Source organism: Sphingomonas sp. A2-49, assembly GCF_025548555.1.
In the GTDB taxonomy this organism is placed as follows: domain Bacteria; phylum Pseudomonadota; class Alphaproteobacteria; order Sphingomonadales; family Sphingomonadaceae; genus Sphingomonas.
In genome coordinates, this window is the sequence record NZ_JAJLPA010000025.1 from 1 (window position 1) to 15,622 (window position 15,622).

The 15,622-nt window shown below is 70.2% G+C and carries 14 protein-coding genes and 1 tRNA gene; 7 read left to right on the plus strand and 8 right to left on the minus strand.

Going from position 1 to position 15,622, the window contains the following annotated elements; genetic code table 11:
- On the plus strand, positions 1 to 1,233 hold a 1,233-nt coding region (locus tag LPN01_RS15915; RefSeq protein ID WP_262829403.1), incomplete at its 5' end, for a DUF1800 domain-containing protein.
- A 4-nt stretch (positions 1,234 to 1,237) separates the two neighbouring features.
- Positions 1,238 to 2,386, plus strand: a complete 1,149-nt coding sequence (locus tag LPN01_RS15920) for a DUF1501 domain-containing protein (RefSeq protein ID WP_262829404.1) — start codon at positions 1,238 to 1,240, stop codon at positions 2,384 to 2,386.
- A 9-nt stretch (positions 2,387 to 2,395) separates the two neighbouring features.
- Here LPN01_RS15920 and ychF read toward each other — a convergent pair whose 3' ends face one another.
- A complete protein-coding gene (gene ychF, locus LPN01_RS15925) occupies positions 2,396 to 3,496 on the minus strand; it encodes a redox-regulated ATPase YchF (protein ID WP_262829405.1) in 1,101 nt (366 codons plus the stop codon).
- Positions 3,497 to 3,724: 228 nt separating this feature from the next.
- Here ychF and LPN01_RS15930 point away from each other — a divergent pair, with 228 nt between their 5' ends.
- Together LPN01_RS15930 and LPN01_RS15935 are read left to right on the plus strand one after the other, a co-directional pair.
- A complete protein-coding gene (locus tag LPN01_RS15930) occupies positions 3,725 to 4,333 on the plus strand; it encodes a hypothetical protein (protein WP_262829406.1) in 609 nt (202 codons plus the stop codon).
- 103 nt (positions 4,334 to 4,436) lie between these two features.
- A complete protein-coding gene (locus LPN01_RS15935) occupies positions 4,437 to 5,081 on the plus strand; it encodes a trimeric intracellular cation channel family protein (RefSeq protein WP_262829407.1) in 645 nt (214 codons plus the stop codon).
- Positions 5,082 to 5,407: 326 nt separating this feature from the next.
- Here the strand turns inward: LPN01_RS15935 and LPN01_RS15940 are convergent, their stop codons facing one another.
- The 4 genes from LPN01_RS15940 to aroA all read right to left on the minus strand — a co-directional run bounded on the left by LPN01_RS15940 (position 5,408) and on the right by aroA (position 9,896).
- A complete protein-coding gene (locus tag LPN01_RS15940) occupies positions 5,408 to 5,968 on the minus strand; it encodes a GNAT family N-acetyltransferase (protein ID WP_262829408.1) in 561 nt (186 codons plus the stop codon).
- A 1-nt stretch (position 5,969) separates the two neighbouring features.
- The gene (sppA, locus tag LPN01_RS15945) at positions 5,970 to 7,847 is read right to left on the minus strand and encodes a signal peptide peptidase SppA (RefSeq protein WP_262829409.1); all 1,878 of its coding nucleotides are present in this window, start codon (positions 7,845 to 7,847) and stop codon (positions 5,970 to 5,972) included.
- Between the two features lie 82 nt (positions 7,848 to 7,929).
- A complete protein-coding gene (cmk, locus tag LPN01_RS15950; protein ID WP_262829410.1) occupies positions 7,930 to 8,556 on the minus strand; it encodes a (d)CMP kinase in 627 nt (208 codons plus the stop codon).
- Positions 8,553 to 9,896 (minus strand): 3-phosphoshikimate 1-carboxyvinyltransferase, encoded by a 1,344-nt coding sequence (gene aroA / locus LPN01_RS15955; RefSeq protein WP_262829411.1) that lies wholly within the window; start codon positions 9,894 to 9,896, stop codon positions 8,553 to 8,555. The genes cmk and aroA overlap by 4 nt, the downstream gene beginning before the upstream one ends.
- A 123-nt stretch (positions 9,897 to 10,019) precedes the next feature.
- On the opposite strand from aroA, the gene LPN01_RS15960 reads away from it, so the two are divergent.
- Both LPN01_RS15960 and LPN01_RS15965 read left to right on the plus strand, forming a co-directional pair.
- Entirely contained in the window at positions 10,020 to 10,340 is a 321-nt protein-coding gene (locus LPN01_RS15960; RefSeq protein ID WP_262829412.1) for a TIGR02300 family protein, read from the plus strand.
- An 81-nt stretch (positions 10,341 to 10,421) separates the two neighbouring features.
- Positions 10,422 to 10,497 (plus strand) — tRNA-Ala (locus LPN01_RS15965).
- Between the two features lie 536 nt (positions 10,498 to 11,033).
- Here LPN01_RS15965 and LPN01_RS15970 read toward each other — a convergent pair.
- Entirely contained in the window at positions 11,034 to 11,249 is a 216-nt protein-coding gene (locus LPN01_RS15970) for a cold-shock protein (RefSeq protein WP_037534615.1), read from the minus strand.
- Positions 11,250 to 11,554: 305 nt separating this feature from the next.
- On the opposite strand from LPN01_RS15970, the gene LPN01_RS15975 reads away from it, so the two are divergent.
- Positions 11,555 to 11,773: a hypothetical protein gene (locus LPN01_RS15975; RefSeq protein ID WP_262829413.1), complete on the plus strand. Its 219-nt coding sequence runs from the start codon at positions 11,555 to 11,557 to the stop codon at positions 11,771 to 11,773.
- Between the two features lie 187 nt (positions 11,774 to 11,960).
- Here LPN01_RS15975 and LPN01_RS15980 read toward each other — a convergent pair whose 3' ends face one another.
- Both LPN01_RS15980 and katG read right to left on the minus strand, forming a co-directional pair.
- Positions 11,961 to 13,289, minus strand: a complete 1,329-nt coding sequence (locus LPN01_RS15980; RefSeq protein WP_262829414.1) for a PQQ-dependent sugar dehydrogenase — start codon at positions 13,287 to 13,289, stop codon at positions 11,961 to 11,963.
- 102 nt (positions 13,290 to 13,391) lie between these two features.
- Positions 13,392 to 15,620, minus strand: coding sequence for a catalase/peroxidase HPI (gene katG, locus LPN01_RS15985; protein WP_262829415.1), 2,229 nt, complete (start codon positions 15,618 to 15,620; stop codon positions 13,392 to 13,394).
- Positions 15,621 to 15,622: the final 2 nt, after the last annotated feature.

The following is a 15,622-nucleotide window of genomic DNA, read 5'->3' on the forward strand; positions in this document are numbered from 1 at the left end:
ACGGGCGCGGCACCCGCCATGGCCACGACGATGCCCGCCGCCCCCGCGCGCGATGCGCAGATGGCCGCGCGTCAGGCCGCCCGCCGGGCGGGGCAGGACCGCTATGCCGCCCATGTCGGTGCACGGGCGGTCTCCGCGATCACGACCGACACGCCGTTCGCCGAGCGGCTCGTCTATTTCTGGTCGAACCACTTTGCGGTCTCCGCCGACAAGCTGGAACTCGTCGGCCTCGCCGGTCCGTTCGAGGCGGAGGCGATCCGGCCGCACGTCATGGGCCGTTTCGCCGACATGCTGTTCGCGGTCGAGCGCCACCCGGCGATGCTGCTCTACCTCGATCAGGCGGTATCGGTCGGGCCGGACAGCCCGCTCGGTGCGCGCGTCGCCGCGCGGCGCCAGCGCAAGGTCGGGCTGAACGAGAACCTGGCGCGCGAGATCATGGAGCTGCATACGCTCGGCGTGCGTACCGGCTATACCCAGGCCGACGTCACCGAATTCGCCCGCGCGATGACCGGCTGGACGGTCGGCGGGATCGGCGGCGGCCCGGGGGCGCGCTTCGTTTCCGACCGCCCCGCGGGCAGCTTCGCCTTCGTCGCCGCGATCCATCAGCCCGGCGCGCGCACGATCATGGGCAAATCCTATCCGGCGGGCGACGAGGCACAGGCGCAGGCCGTGCTCGCCGATCTGGCGGTCCATCCCGCGACCGCGCGGCACATCGCCACCAAGCTGGCGCGCCATTTCGCCGGCGACGTCCCGCCCGCCGCCATGATCGCGCGGCTGGAGGCGGCGTTCCTGACGTCGGGCGGGGACCTGCCCACCGTCTACCGCGCCTTGATCGCCTCGCCTGAGGCATGGGCGCCGGCGCCGGCCAAGTTCAAGACGCCGTGGGAATGGACGGTGTCCGCCTATCGCGCGCTGGGCGTGGGGGAGGTCAGGCCGCAGGCGGTGCTGGGGCTGATGAACCAGCTCGGCCAGCCGGTGTGGAAGCCGGGCCAGCCGATCGGCTATGACGATACCGCGCCCAGCTGGGCCGGGCCCGACGCCGTGATGCGCCGGGTCGAGGCGGCGGAACGCTTCGCCGCCCGTGCGGGCGCGACGCTCGATGCGCGCGCGCTCGCGCCGCGGCTGTTCCCGGCGGCGGTGTCGGCCGCCACCACGCAGGCGCTGTCGCGCGCCGAAAGTCCGGGGCAGGCGCTGGCGCTGCTGCTCGTATCCCCTGAAATGATGCGGAGGTAAGATCATGGATCGGCGTGCATTCATCGCTGCCGGTGGGCTCGGCCTGCTCGGCACTTTCGCCCCCCGCATGGCCTTTGCGAAGGCCGCGACGGCACGGCGGTTCGTCTTCATCATCCAGCGCGGCGCCGCCGATGGTCTGGGCACGATCGGCGCGGTCGGCGATCCCGCGTTCGTCGGTGCGCGCGGCGACCTCGCCGCGGATCTGACCTTGGGCACGAAGCTCGACGCGATGTTCGCGCTGCATCCCGCGATGGCCAACGCCGCCGCGCTGTACGGCAAGGGGCAGGCGCTGTTCGCGCACGCGATCGCCTCCCCGTATCGCGACCGTTCGCATTTCGACGGACAGAACGTACTCGAAACCGGCGGCACCGGCGCCTATCAGCTGAAGGACGGCTGGATGAACCGGCTGCTCGGCGTCGTGCCGACCGACGATGCCCGCGCCATCGCGATCGCCGCGACGGTGCCGATGGCGCTGCGCGGCCGGCGCGAGGTGGCGAGCTATGCGCCCTCGTCGCTGCCCGATGCGTCCGACGACCTGATGGCGCGGGTGACGCAGCTGTACCAGGGCGATGCGCAATTGCATGCCTTGTGGGGCGAGGCGCTGGCGACGCGGCAGCTCACCGGCGACCTGGCGCAGGACGGCGGGCGCAATGCCGCGGCGACCGGGGCGCTGGCGGCGCGGCTGCTCGCGCCGGCGAATGGCGCGCGGATCGCGACGATCGAAACCGGCGGCTGGGACACGCATGCGGGCCAGCGCGGCCGGCTCGCGGCGCAGCTGAAGGGCCTCGATGCGATGATCGGCGCGTTGCAGACGGGGCTGGGGCCGGTGTGGGACGATACGCTGGTGCTGGTCGCGACCGAATTCGGCCGGACGGTGGCGGTCAACGGCACCGGCGGCACCGATCACGGCACCGGCACCGCGGCGATGCTGTTCGGTGGCGGGGTGAAGGGCGGCCGCGTCCTCGCCGACTGGCCGGGCCTCGCCACCGCCAGCCTGTACGAAGCACGCGACCTGAAGCCGACGACGCCGCTCGATGCCTTCATCGGCGGCGCGGTGGCCGATCATTTCGCGGTGGAGCCGCCCCGCGCGATGACCGCGCTCTTCCCCGCGAGCGCGCAGACCGCCGCGATCGGGGGGCTGTTGCGGGCGTGACGCCGGCGATCAGACGTTGAAGCGGAACAGCATCACGTCGCCGTCGTGGACGACATATTCCTTGCCCTCCTGGCGCAGCTTGCCGGTATCGCGGGCGCCCGCCTCGCCCTTGCAGGCGACGTAATCGTCATAGGCGATCGTTTCGGCGCGGATGAAGCCGCGTTCGAAATCGGTGTGGATCTCACCCGCGGCATTGGGCGCCTTGGCCCCCGCATGCACGGTCCAGGCACGTGCCTCCTTCGGGCCGACCGTGAAGAAGGTCAGCAGGTTCAGCAGCTTGTAGCCCGCGGTGATGACCCGCGCGAGGCCGGTTTCCTCCAGCCCCAGCTCACCCAGGAACTCGCCGCGATCCTCGGCGGGCATCGTCGCGATCTCCGCCTCGATCGCCGCCGAGACGACGACAGCCTCGGCACCCTCCGCCTTCGCCTTGTCGAACACCTTCGCCGACAGGGCATTGCCGTTCGCCGCATCGCGTTCGTCGACGTTGCAGACGTAGAGGACCGGCTTGGCGGTGATGAGCTGCGCCGCGGCGAATACGCGCGCCTCCTCGGCATCCTTCGGCTGGGTCAGCCGCGCCGGCTTGCCCTCGCGCAGCAATTCCAGCGCCTGGCCGAGCACCGACGCGCCGATCTTTGCCTCCTTGTCGCCCTGCTGCCCCTTCTTGACGAGGTTGGGGACGCGCTTTTCGAGGCTTTCGAGGTCGGACAGCATCAGCTCGGTCTCGACCGTCTCGGCGTCCGCGATCGGATCGACCTTGCCCTCGACGTGCGTCACGTCGCCGTCGGTGAAGCAGCGCAGGACATGGACGATCGCGTCCACCTCGCGGATGTTGCCCAGGAACTGGTTGCCGAGGCCCTCGCCCTTCGACGCGCCGCGGACGAGCCCGGCGATGTCGACGAAGGCGAGCTGGGTTTCGATGATCTTGGCCGAGCCGGCGATTGCCGCCAGCGTGTACAGCCGGGGGTCGGGCACCGCGACGTTGCCGACGTTGGGCTCGATCGTGCAGAACGGATAATTCGCCGCCTGCGCCGCCGCCGTTTCCGTCAGCGCGTTGAAAAGGGTGGACTTGCCGACGTTGGGCAGGCCGACGATGCCGCAGCGGAAACCCATGGCTGTGCTCTGTCGTAGAAGGGAAAGGAAGGCAGCGCCCTTAGCCGCCGGCGGGCGGGTTGGCCAGCAGATACGCCGTCCCTCGATTGGGCGCCGAAATGCACCGTGTCGTCGCAGGACACCCCTGCCGCAATTGTGCCTTGTTCGGCGGGGCGTCGTCTATGGTATGAGGCAGGGATGGCGCCGTGGGGACGGCGCAGGACCGAAACATGCCGCGACGGGGGGCACATGCGGGGGTGGCAGGCGATCGGGGCGGTGATGGCGGCGGGCATGGCGATGCCCGCGACGGCGCAGGGGGCGACGACCACGACCGCCGCGCTCGCGCCCGGACTGTCGGCGCCGGCGCGCGGGCCGCTGCTCCAGCCGATCGCGATCGGCAGCAGCGTCGAGCGGACGACGCGGTCGGGCCGAACGTTGCGCCTGCGCGTCGCGGTGGTCGCCGGGGCACCGGGGCCGCGCGACCACGTGCAGCAGCGCATCGCCAGTTCGATGATCGACGTCTATCCGCTCGGCACCAGTGGCTTTCACCTGTCGGCCGGCACGAAGATGTACGACCCGCGCGTCGGGGAAGAGGCGACCAACCGGGGGCTGATGTCGCCCAGGCGCCAGACCAACATTCCCGGCGGTCGCCTCGGCATGCGGCGGACGCCGGCCTTCACGTTCGGCTATACCGGCGAAATCGTCGATCGCACGACGATGGGGATCGAGGTCGGGGCGATGATGGGCCATGCCTATAACACCAGCGCCGCCGACGCGACGCGCCGCCTGCGCGGCGAACGGCCGGCGGGCAACCCGGTCAACCCGATGGTGAATGTCGTGGTGGGCCGGCGGTTCTGACCGGGTGAGGCGCGGCGTCGGGCGTGCGCCGCGCCCACGCCCGTCGCCGGCGCCGATGCGGCGGCTTCCTGAGCCGGCCGCGATGCGGTACGCGCGTCGCGCCATGATCCCGCCCCTACTTCCCGCCGCGTCGCTGCTGCCGGCCTTCGCGCCGTGGTTCGACGTCGCCGGGCTCGCGGTGTTCGCCGCGTCGGGTGCGCTCGCCGCGGCGAAGCGCGGGCAGACGGCGGTGACGCTGGCGTTCTTCGCGCTGATTACCGGCGTCGGCGGGGGGACGGTCCGCGACCTGTTGATCGGTGCGCCGGTATTCTGGGTGCACGATCCGCGGGCGGCGACCGTCTGCCTCGCGATGGCGGCGGTGATCTGGGTGACGCCGGAGCGCTGGTGGCGCGACGAGGCGCTCGCCTGGTTCGATGCGGTCGGGCTCGCCGCCTATGCGGTCTACGGCGCGGCGAAGGCGATCGGCTATGGCGTGCCGCCGCTGCCCGCGGCGCTGATGGGGGTGGTGACCGCCTGCGTCGGCGGCATCATCCGCGACGTGCTGGCCGGCGAGCCATCGATCCTGATGCGGCCGGAACTGTACGTCACCGCCGCGGCGCTCTCGTCGGGACTGTATGTGGCGCTGAACGGCTTCGGCCTCGTCGGCGCACCCGCCGCGATCATTGCCGCCGCCGCCGGCTTCACGCTGCGCGCGGTGGCGATCCGGTATCGCCTCGCCCTGCCGGCGTATCGCGGGCGGCCGTCGTGAGGCGCGCGCAGGGGCAGGGGCAGGGGCAGGGTCGTGTGTCGAAGGACGCCCTCCGGGGGCTCAAGCCGCAGAGGTAAGGGCCTGCACCGCGAGTTGAGGATCGCCTCTCGCCCTTCGCTGTGCACGTGCACAGCAGCGTCTCACCGGCTGTCCTCGACCCGACCGACGCATCGGTGCCGGCGGGATGTCGAGCCGCGCTGCGCCCCGCCCGGGTCGGCATCCGTCCGATCGACCTTGTCCCGGACCGGTCGGGACCGTGGCGATATACCCGCCATACTCGGAGACAATCGCCCGCCGACCGGGCGCGGTCGCGCCGGACGCCGCGTTCAGTCGCGCACGACGCCCGTATCCGCGAAGCGGCGCGGCGCGGCGGGCGGGGTCTGCGGTTCGGCGAGGCTGCACTGCCAATAGCCGACGTCGATCCACTGGCCGTGCTTGTAGCCGATCTGGCGGAACACGCCCGCGCGGCGGAAGCCGACCGATTCGTGCAGCGCGATCGACTGGTTGTTGGGCAGCGCGATCCGCCCGATCGCCTGCGCGAACCCCTGGGCCCGCAGCGTGTCGACCAGCGCCTCGTACAGCAGCCGCCCGACGCCCTGCCGCTGCGCGACGTCGGCGACGTAGATGCTCGTCTCGACCACCCAGCGATAGGCGTCGCGCTCCGAAAACCGCGTCGCATAGGCATAGCCGAGCACGCCCCCGGTCGGATCGCCGTTGGTCGCTACGATCCACGGAAACAGCCCGGCCGATGCCGCCATCCGCGTGCGCATCGCGCGCGCATCGGGGGCGTCGGTTTCGAACGACACCGTGCCGGCGAGGACGTGCGGCGCGTAGATCGCGGCGATCGCCGCCGCGTCGTCGGGCGTGGCGGCGCGCAGCGCGATCACGCTACAGCCCGATGCGCGCCAGTATGACGTCGAGCAACCGCGCGTCGGCGCCCGCGGTCTCGCTGGGGCCGAGCCCGCCGCATTCGAGGCAACGCGCCTGCACCGATCCCGCCATCGCCAGCCGCTTCACGTCGCCGAGCGCCTGCGCGAGCAGCCCGCGCCGTTCCGCCGCGATCCGCGCGAAGGCATCGCCGCCGGTCGCATCGTCGTCGTCCTTGCGGTCGGCGAAGCCGGCGGCGAGCTGCGCGGCGAAGCCGGGTTCCTTTTCCAGATATTCGGCATGGACCTTCGCCGGGTCGAGCTTCGCGCGCCTCGCGGCTTCGCCGATCGCGTCGTCCAGCCCGCCGAAGCGATCGACCAGGTTGATCTGGCGCGCGGTGCCGCCATCCCAGACGCGCCCCTGCGCGATCGCGTCGACGCGCTCGGGGCTCATCTTCCGCGACTGCGCGACATGGCCGATGAACTGGCGGTAGCCGTTCTCGATGCCCGCCTGCAGGATCGTGTCGAGCTGCGGCGAGGTGCCGGCGAATACGTCGGGCTGGCCCGACAGCGGCGTCGCCTTGTAGCCGTCGGTCGTCACGCCGATCCTGGCGAGCGTCTTCTCGAAGGTCGGGATGATGCCGAAGATGCCGATCGAGCCCGTGATCGTGGACGGTTCGGCGAAGATCACGTCGCCGGGGGTCGACACCCAATAGCCGCCCGACGCGGCGAGCCCGCCCATCGACACGACGATCGGCAGCCCCTTCTTCTTCGCTTCGAGGATCGCAAGGCGGATCCGTTCGGACGCGAGCACCGATCCGCCCGGCGAATCGACGCGTACGACAAGCGCCTTCAGGTCCTTTTTGGCGAGGCCGTTGAGGATCAGCTTGGCGATCGTGTCGCCATGCGCGCTGCCGGGCCCGCCCTCGCCATCGACGATGTCGCCGGCGACGGTGACGACGCCGATCGCGTCGCCGGTGCGGGGCAGCGGGTGTGCGCCGATCCACGCATCGTAGCCGATCGTGTTGAAATTGCCGATCGACTTGCGCGCGTCGCTGCCGACCAATGCCGCGACGCGCTTGCCGAACGCGGTGCGGTCGCCCAGCGTGTCGACGATCCCCGCCGACAGATTGGCGCGCGCGACATTGCCGTTGGCGGCGACGATCAGCCGGTCGGCGCCGGCGAGGAACTGCGCCACCTGCGCCTTGGGACGGGCGCGGCCGATCGCTTCCTGCCACTGGCCGAAGATCGACCCGAGCAGCTGCTGGCTGGCCTCGCGCGCCTCCGGGCTCTGGTCGGCGCGGGTATAGGGTTCGACGAAGCTCTTGAACTTGCCGACTCGATAGACGTGCGTGTTGACGCCGAGCTTGTCGATCAGCCCCTTGTAATAGAGCTGGCTACCGCCGGGACCGGTGAAGATCGCGCCGCCCATCGGGTTGACCCAGATCTCGCTGGCGTTCGCCGCCAGCCGGTAGCCCGCGTCGGTATAGGTGGTGGCATAGGCGAGCACCGGTTTCCGGGTGTCGCGGAAGCGGCGGACGGCATTGGCGATCTCGTTCAGCGTCGCGGGATAGCCGCCGCCGAATCGGTCGAGGTCGAGGACCAGCACCTTGACGCGATCGTCGGTGCGCGCGGCGTCGATCGCGCGCAGTACATCGCGGGCACGATACTGGCGCGGCATCGCCTGGCCCGACAGCGCGGCGAACGGCGCCTGCTCCTCGGGCTGTTCGACGACGGTGCCGTTGAGGTCGAGCACCAGCGCGCCCGGTGCGATCGCCTTCGTCCCCGGCCGCGCGTTGAGCGCGGCGAACAGCAGCCCGAAGAACAGCAGCATCGCGATCAGGACGAGCCCGTCCTTGATCGCCACCAGCAGCTTCCATGCACCCCGAACCAGCTTCACGTCGTGCTCCTCTTGTCCCGCATCAGCGCTAGAGCAGGGAAGGGCGGCACGCAACGGTCCGTATTAGGACAGCAATACAGGTTTAGGTGGTCGTCCGCCGCGCCTCGACCAGCGCGATCGCCTTTTCGACGCTCGTCTCGATCGACAGGAAGCTGGTGTCGAGCAGCGCGGCGTCGGCCGCCATCACCAGCGGCGCGGCGGAGCGGCCGCTGTCGCGCGCATCGCGGGCGCGGATATCGGCCAGCACCTTGTCGAAGCTGACCGTGGAGCCGTGGCCCTGCAACTCCTTGTGGCGGCGCTGCGCGCGGATCTGCGGCGTCGCCTTGACGAACAATTTGGCGTCGGCGTCGGGCGCGATCACGCTGCCGATGTCGCGGCCGTCGAGCACCGCGCCGCCGGGCTGGCGGGCGAAGCGCTTCTGGCGTTGCAGCAGCGCGGCACGGACCAGCGGATGCGCCGATACGATCGAGGCGAGCTGGCCGATGTCGTCGCCGCGCAACGCCGCGTCGCCCAGCAGCGCATCGTCGAAATCGCAGGCGGCGACCGCATCGGCCTCCTTCGCCGGGTCCATGTCGAGACGCCGCACGGTCAGCGCGACCGCGCGATAGAGAAGACCGGTGTCGAGATGGGGCAGGCCGTAATGGCGTGCCAGCGCCCTGGCGATCGTGCCCTTGCCCGATGCCGCCGGGCCGTCCACGGCTATTATCACTGTACCCCCGATATCGTATCAAGCGACTGGTAGAACGCGGGATAGCTGGTCGCCACCGGGCTCACGTCATCGATCGTGACCGCACGCGCGGCGTGAAGTCCAGCGACCGTCATGCTCATTGCGATGCGATGATCCAGTTTCGAGGCGACGCGAGCGTCTGGCGTATCCGGCCCCGGGATCGGATCGCCGCCGGTGCCGGTGATCGCCAGCCCGTCCTCGAATTCCTCGCACGGCACGCCGCATGACTCCAGCGCGCGCCGCATCGCCGCGATCCGGTCCGATTCCTTGACGCGCAATTCGTGCGCGCCACGCGCGACGGTGCGGCCGCGGGCGAAGGCGGCGGCGACGAACAGCACCGGATATTCGTCGATCATGCTCGGCGCGAGGTCGGGCGGCACGTCGATCGCGGTCAGCGCGGCATGGCGGACGCGCAGGTCGGCGACGGGCTCGCCGCCGACCTCGCGGGCGTCGACCTCGACGATGTCCGCACCCATCAGCCGCAGCGCGGTGACGAGGCCGGTGCGCGTGACGTTGAGGCCGACGTTGCGCACCAGCAGGTCGGATCCCGGCACGATCGATCCCGCGACCAGCCAGAAGGCGGCGGACGACGGGTCGCCCGGCACGGTGATCGTCTGCGGCCGCAGTTCCGCCTCGCCCGCGATGGCGATGACGCGGCCCGCGGGCGTATCCTCGACGGTGATGTCGGCGCCGAAGCCGCGCAGCATCCGCTCGCTGTGGTCGCGCGTCGCGACCGGTTCGACGACGGTCGTGGTGCCGGGCGTGTTGAGCCCGGCGAGCAGCACCGCCGACTTCACCTGCGCCGAGGCGACGGGCAGCGTATAGCGGATCGGCACTGCCGGACACATCCCGCGGACCATCAGCGGCAGGCGTCCGCCGGGGCTGGCGGTGATCTGCGCCCCCATCTGCGACAGCGGCTCGATCACCCGCCCCATCGGACGCCCCGACAGCGAGGCATCGCCGGTGAAGGTCGCGGTGATCGGATGGCTGGCGACCAGCCCCATCAGGAGGCGCGTCGAGGTGCCGCTGTTGCCCATCTCCAGCGCGGTCGCTGGCTGGCGCAGACCGCCGACGCCGACGCCGTGGACGCGCCAGCTGCCGTCGTCCAGCCGTTCGATGTCGGCGCCCATCGCGCGCAGCGCGGCGGCGGTGGCGAGCACGTCCTCGCCCTCCAGCAGCCCGGTGATGCGGCTTTCGCCGACCGCGAGTGCGGCGAACATCAGCGACCGGTGGCTGATCGACTTGTCGCCCGGGACCTGGATCGTGCCGGACAGGGGGCCGCGCGGGCCGACGGTGAGTGCCTGGGGGAGGGGGTGCGCCATGGGTCGGGGGCTTTGACAGCCACCTTGCGCTATGGCAAGGCGCGCCCCAAGTCACGGGCGGGGGCAACCTTTGCCTGCCATACTCAATTCCATCCTGGCCAATTCCGAAAGGCACTACGCGGCATGATTAAGCCGGAATGGGGCACGAAGCGTACCTGCCCGAAATGCGCGACGCGCTTCTACGACCTCGAAAAGGACGATCCCGTCACCTGCATCAACTGCGGGTCGACCTGGAATCCCGAACCCATCCTCAAGTCCAAGCAGCCGCTGCCGTTCGAGCAGGCGAAGCCCGACACCAAGGAAGCCGACCGCGACCTCGAGGGTGAGGACGAGGATCTGGAAGCGCTGGGCGAAGAGGAAGAGCCCTCCGCCGACGACGAGGTCGACCTCGGCGGCGACGACGATCTCGGCGTGGAAGCGCCGACCGAGGACGACGATCACTGATCGATAAAAAGGCATGGCGGGCGGATTTCACCGCTTGCCATGCCCCGGCGCCCCCGCTAGTGGGGCGCCTCCCGGAACGATGGGGCCGTAGCTCAGCTGGGAGAGCGCTGCAATGGCATTGCAGAGGTCAGGGGTTCGATCCCCCTCGGCTCCACCATCCGTTCCCGGATCGGCACCCTTGAGCGTGCGATCCCGTCGCCTGACCGTATCGGTCGCGACCGTTTTCGAGAAGAGCTACCGTCGATAGCGACGCGGGCGGACGCCTGCGCCGCGCATCGGCTCCGGCATGCGTGACGTCATCCCCTTGCGATGACGCGGCGCGTGCGTCCTCTTGTTCACAGCAGCAGCGGCAAACCCCGATCGTCATCCGGGACCTGTTCCCGGGTCTATCGCACCGCAGGCGCCCGACTCAATCAGGTAGCGCGCGCCCTCGCCGTATGGTGGACGTTCGAACAGGTTCGGGATGGCGATGCATGGCAGGATGCGTGCCGCTGACATCGGCCCGGCGGCATCCGTCGCGGGACTGGGGGAGCACGCCACGGATAAGGGGATCGACGCGGCATGGGCGCGACACGGCGGTTCGCCGGTGCGGGACCGGCGCGGTCGCGGCGGTCGGATGAGAGGAAAACGGCCCGGCGCGAACCACGCGGGCAACGGATGCGGCGGGGACGCGAACGCCCCCGCCGCATGCGATCAGTCGACCGGCTGAAGGTTGACGGCCGAGGTCTTGCCCCGACGGTCCTGCTCCAGGTCGTAGCTGATGCGCTGGTTCTGGTTCAGCGTCGCCATGCCGGCGCGCTCGACCGCCGTGATGTGGACGAACGCATCGGCGCCGCCCGTGTCGGGTGCGACGAAGCCGTACCCCTTGTCGGCGTTGAAGAACTTTACGGTACCGGTGATGCTGCTCATGGCAGTATCCTTTCTACTTGGCGCGCGACGGTGCGATTACCGACGCGCTCGTGCGCGCGAAGCAGGGAAGGAAGGAAGAGGGAGCCGCAAAGCACCGTAGACCGTCGATGTGCGACTCTAGCCCGTCCCATATGGCCCACTTCGCACGATATCGCAAGGGCGCGCGGCCGGCGCGGTCGCGGCGCTGCCGATCACGGCTTGTGCTGCGACCGCGAAAGGGCCATCTAGTGCCTATCGGGCTGATCCTTTCAAGCATGGTCCGACTGAGAGATAACATGCGCTCCCGCTCTATCTGGGAGACCCGCATGTCGCGCGCGATCAACGTCAACGCCACCAAGACCGAAGTCCAGGCGCTGTGCCTGAAGCACAAGGCGCCGATCAGCGCGATCGAGACGCTGGCCTCCGGCGGCACCCGCGTCGTGCTGACCAATTCGGACGCCGCGGCGACGATGGTGCGCGCCTTCGGTCGCAAGGTGCTGTCGGGAACGGTCGAGCGGACGCCGCTGCGGTTGCGCATGATCTGACGGAAGCGGCCGGCGGGGACGACGCGCCGCCAGTCGGGCGGAGCCTTCCCGTGCAGGCGCGTCCCCGGTGATGGCCGGTCCCCAGTCTAGAAAGCGGACATCGAAGCGGCGGACGCGTCCCCGCGGCTGCGTCCAACCACGCCCCGGCCTTCGCCGGTATAGCCGGGCGGAGCGGTGACGCGGCGCCCTAGCGCGCCGCCGCCACCCGCCAGACCGTGTTGCCGACGTCGTCGGCGACGAGCAGTGCACCGGTGCGATCGCCGATCACGCCCACCGGGCGGCCATGCGCCTTGCCGTCCTTGTCGAGGAATCCGCCCAGCACGTCAATCGGCCGGGCGCCCTCGACCGGGAAGCCGCGCGGGGCGAAGGGCACGAACACCACCTTGTAGCCCGACACCGGCTTGCGGTTCCACGATCCGTGTTCGCCGATGAACGCCCCCTGCGCGAAGCGGGCACCGAGCCGGACGTCGCCGGCGAAGGTCAGCCCCAGCGCCGCGACGTGCGGCCCGAGCGCATAGTCGGGCCGCTTCGAATATTGCTGGAGGTCGGGGCGGGCGGGCTCGACCCGCGTGTCCGGATAGCCGCCCCAGTAGAACCACGGCCACCCGAACTGGTCGCCCAGCTCCACCTGCGTCAGGTAATCCGGCGCGAGGTCGGACCCCAGCATGTCGCGTTCGTTGACGACCGTCCACAGCTGGCGGTTGAACGGGCTGATCGCCATGCCCTGCGGGTTGCGCAGGCCCGAGGCATAAACGCGGAACGTCCGTTCCTGCGGATAGACCTGGAGGATATTGGCGCGGAATTTCTCGGCGTCGAGACCGTTTTCGGCGATGTTGGACGACGACCCGACGCCGACGAACAGCGTCCGCCCGTCGGGGGCGGCGACCAGCGTTCGGGCCCAGTGGTTGCCGCCGCCGTTCAGCCGCACGACCAGCTCCGGCTTCGCCGCGATCCGCGTCGCGCCATCGGTATAGGGCACGCTGACGATCGCGTCGGTGTTGGCGACGTAGAGCCGTCCGTCGAGCAAGGCCATGCCCGTCGGCGAATCGAGCCCGGTCATGAAAACGTTGCGCCGTTCGGCGACGCCGTCGCCGTCCGCGTCGCGCAGCAGCGTGATGCGGTTGGCCGACGGCACGCCCGCACCGGCCTTCGCCATCAGCTTGCCCATCACCCAGCCCTGGATCCCGCCGCCCTCGCGTGGCGGCGAATTGGTCTCGGCGACGAGCACGTCGCCGTTGGGCAGGCGATAGAGCCAGCGCGGATGGTCGAGCCCGCGTGCGAAGGCCTTCACGGTCAGGCCGGGGGCGGGAACGGGCGTCTCGGCACCCTGCCAGCCGACCACGTCGGCGACCTTGACGGTCGGCAGCGTCTGGATGCGCGCCTCCGTGATCTGCGGACGCTTGCCGGTGACCCGGTCGAACGGCACCTTCGCGGTGTCGGGCCAGGCGAGGTAGATCACGACGGCGACGCCGATGACGAGGATGAGCGCGGCGACGCGCAGGACGTGCTTGAGCATGATGCGAGGATAGGGACACGAAGCGGCTTGCGGAAGGGGCTGCGTATGCCCCGGCCAGCGGTCGGGGGTGAGGCGGCGCGCCGCCGCACCCCCGTCGCGGGCTCAGGCCGGGCTGCCGACCAGCAGGTCGTAGCGGTCGGCGTTCATCACCTTGGTCCATGCCTTGACGAAATCGCGCACGAACATCGCGTTCGCATCGTCGCAGGCATAGACCTCCGCCAGCGCACGCAGCTGCGAATTCGACCCGAACACCAGGTCGGTGCGCGATGCCGTCCACTTGTGTTCGTGGGTATGGCGATCGGTGCCGACGAACTCCTCGTCGCTTTCGTCGCTGACCTGCTTCCACGCCGTGCCCATGTCGAGCAGGTTGACGAAGAAATCGTTGGTCAGCTGGCCCGGCCGCGTGGTGAACACGCCGTGCTGCTTCGCCTTGGCGTGATTGGCGCCGAGCACCCGCAGGCCGCCGACGAGCACCGTCATCTCGGGCGCGCTCAGCCCGAGCAGCTGCGACCGGTCGACCAGCAACTCCTCGGTCGGCACGTTGAAGCGCACCTGAAGGTAGTTGCGGAAGCCGTCGGCCCGCGGTTCGAGCACGTCGAAGCTCTCGGTTTCGGTCTGCTCCGCCGAGGCGTCGGTCCGGCCGGGGGTGAACGGCACCTCGATCGCGGTGCCGGCGGCCCTGGCGGCGGCCTCGATGCCCACCGAGCCCCCGAGCACGATCAGGTCGGCGATCGACACCTTTGCGGCGCCCTCCGCGTCGAAGTCCGCCTTGATCCGCTCGTAGACCGACAGCACGCGGGCGAGCTGTTCGGGCTGGTTCACCTCCCAGTCCTTTTGCGGGGCAAGGCGGATGCGGCCACCGTTGGCGCCGCCGCGATGGTCCGACCCGCGCCACGTCGATGCCGATGCCCAGGCGGTCGTCACCAGCTCCTCGACCGACAGGCCGGCTTCGGCGATCGCCGACTTCAGCTGCGCGATGTCGCCGGCCTCGACCTGCGGATAGTCGGCGATCGGGATCGGATCCTGCCAGATCAGCTCTTCCTGCGGCACTTCCGGGCCGATCAGGCGGATCTTCGGACCCATGTCGCGGTGGGTCAGCTTGTACCAGGCACGCGCCCAGGCGTCGGCGAAGTAGGCGGGATCGGCCCGGAACTTCTGGCAGATCGCGTTATACGCCGGGTCGACCTTCAGCGCCATGTCGGCGGTCGTCATCATCGTCGGCACGCGCTTGCCCGCGGTATGCGCGGCGGGCGCCAGCGTGTCGTCGGGGTCGCCGACGGGATGCCACTGGTGCGCGCCCGCAGGGCTCTTCGTCAGCTCGTACTCATGGTCGAACAGCATGTCGAAATAGGTCATGTCCCACGTCGTCGGGGTGGGCGTCCACGCCCCCTCGATGCCGCTGGTGATCGTGTGATCGCCCATCCCGCTTTCGTGCGTCGAGGTCCAGCCGAGGCCCTGGCTGGCGATGTCCGATCCTTCGGGTTCCTTGCCGACGAGGCTCGGGTCGCCCGCGCCATGTGCCTTGCCGAACGTATGGCCGCCGGCGGTCAGCGCCACCGTCTCCTCGTCGTTCATCCCCATGCGCGCGAACGTCTCGCGCATGTCGCGGGCCGATCCCTGCGGCATCGGGCAGCCGCCGGGCCCCTCCGGATTGACGTAGATGAGGCCGTGCTGGATCGCGGCGAGCGGGCTTTCCAGCGCGAGGCCGGCCTCCTCGTCGATGCGGGTCTGGCCGAGCCATTCCTCCTCGGTGCCCCAGTACACGTCCTTTTCGGGCTCGAACACGTCGGCCCGCCCGCCCGAGAAGCCGAAGGTCGGCCCGCCCATCGATTCGATCGCCACGTTGCCGGCGAGGATGAACAGATCGGCCCAGCTCAGCTGGCGACCGTATTTCTGCTTGATCGGCCACAGCAGGCGGCGGGCCTTGTCGAGGTTGCCGTTGTCGGGCCAGCTGTTGAGCGGCGCGAAGCGCTGCTGCCCCGCGGACGAGCCGCCGCGGCCGTCGCCGGTGCGATAGGTGCCGGCACTGTGCCACGCCATGCGGATGAAGAAGGGGCCGTAATGCCCGTAGTCGGCCGGCCACCACGGCTGGCTGTCGGTCATCAGCGCGGTCAGGTCGGCCTTCAGCTGGTCGTAGTCGAGCGACAGGAATTCGGAGCGATAGTCGAAGTCGTCGCCCATCGGATTGCCGCTGACGCCCTTCTGGTGAAGGATGTCGATCGACAGCGATTCGGGCCACCAGTCCTTGGCGGTGCGGCCGAGCAGGCGGCGCTTGGCGGCGGGTTGCTTGCCCGGATCGTTGATCGGGCTGCCCTGGGTGATTGCGTCCATGT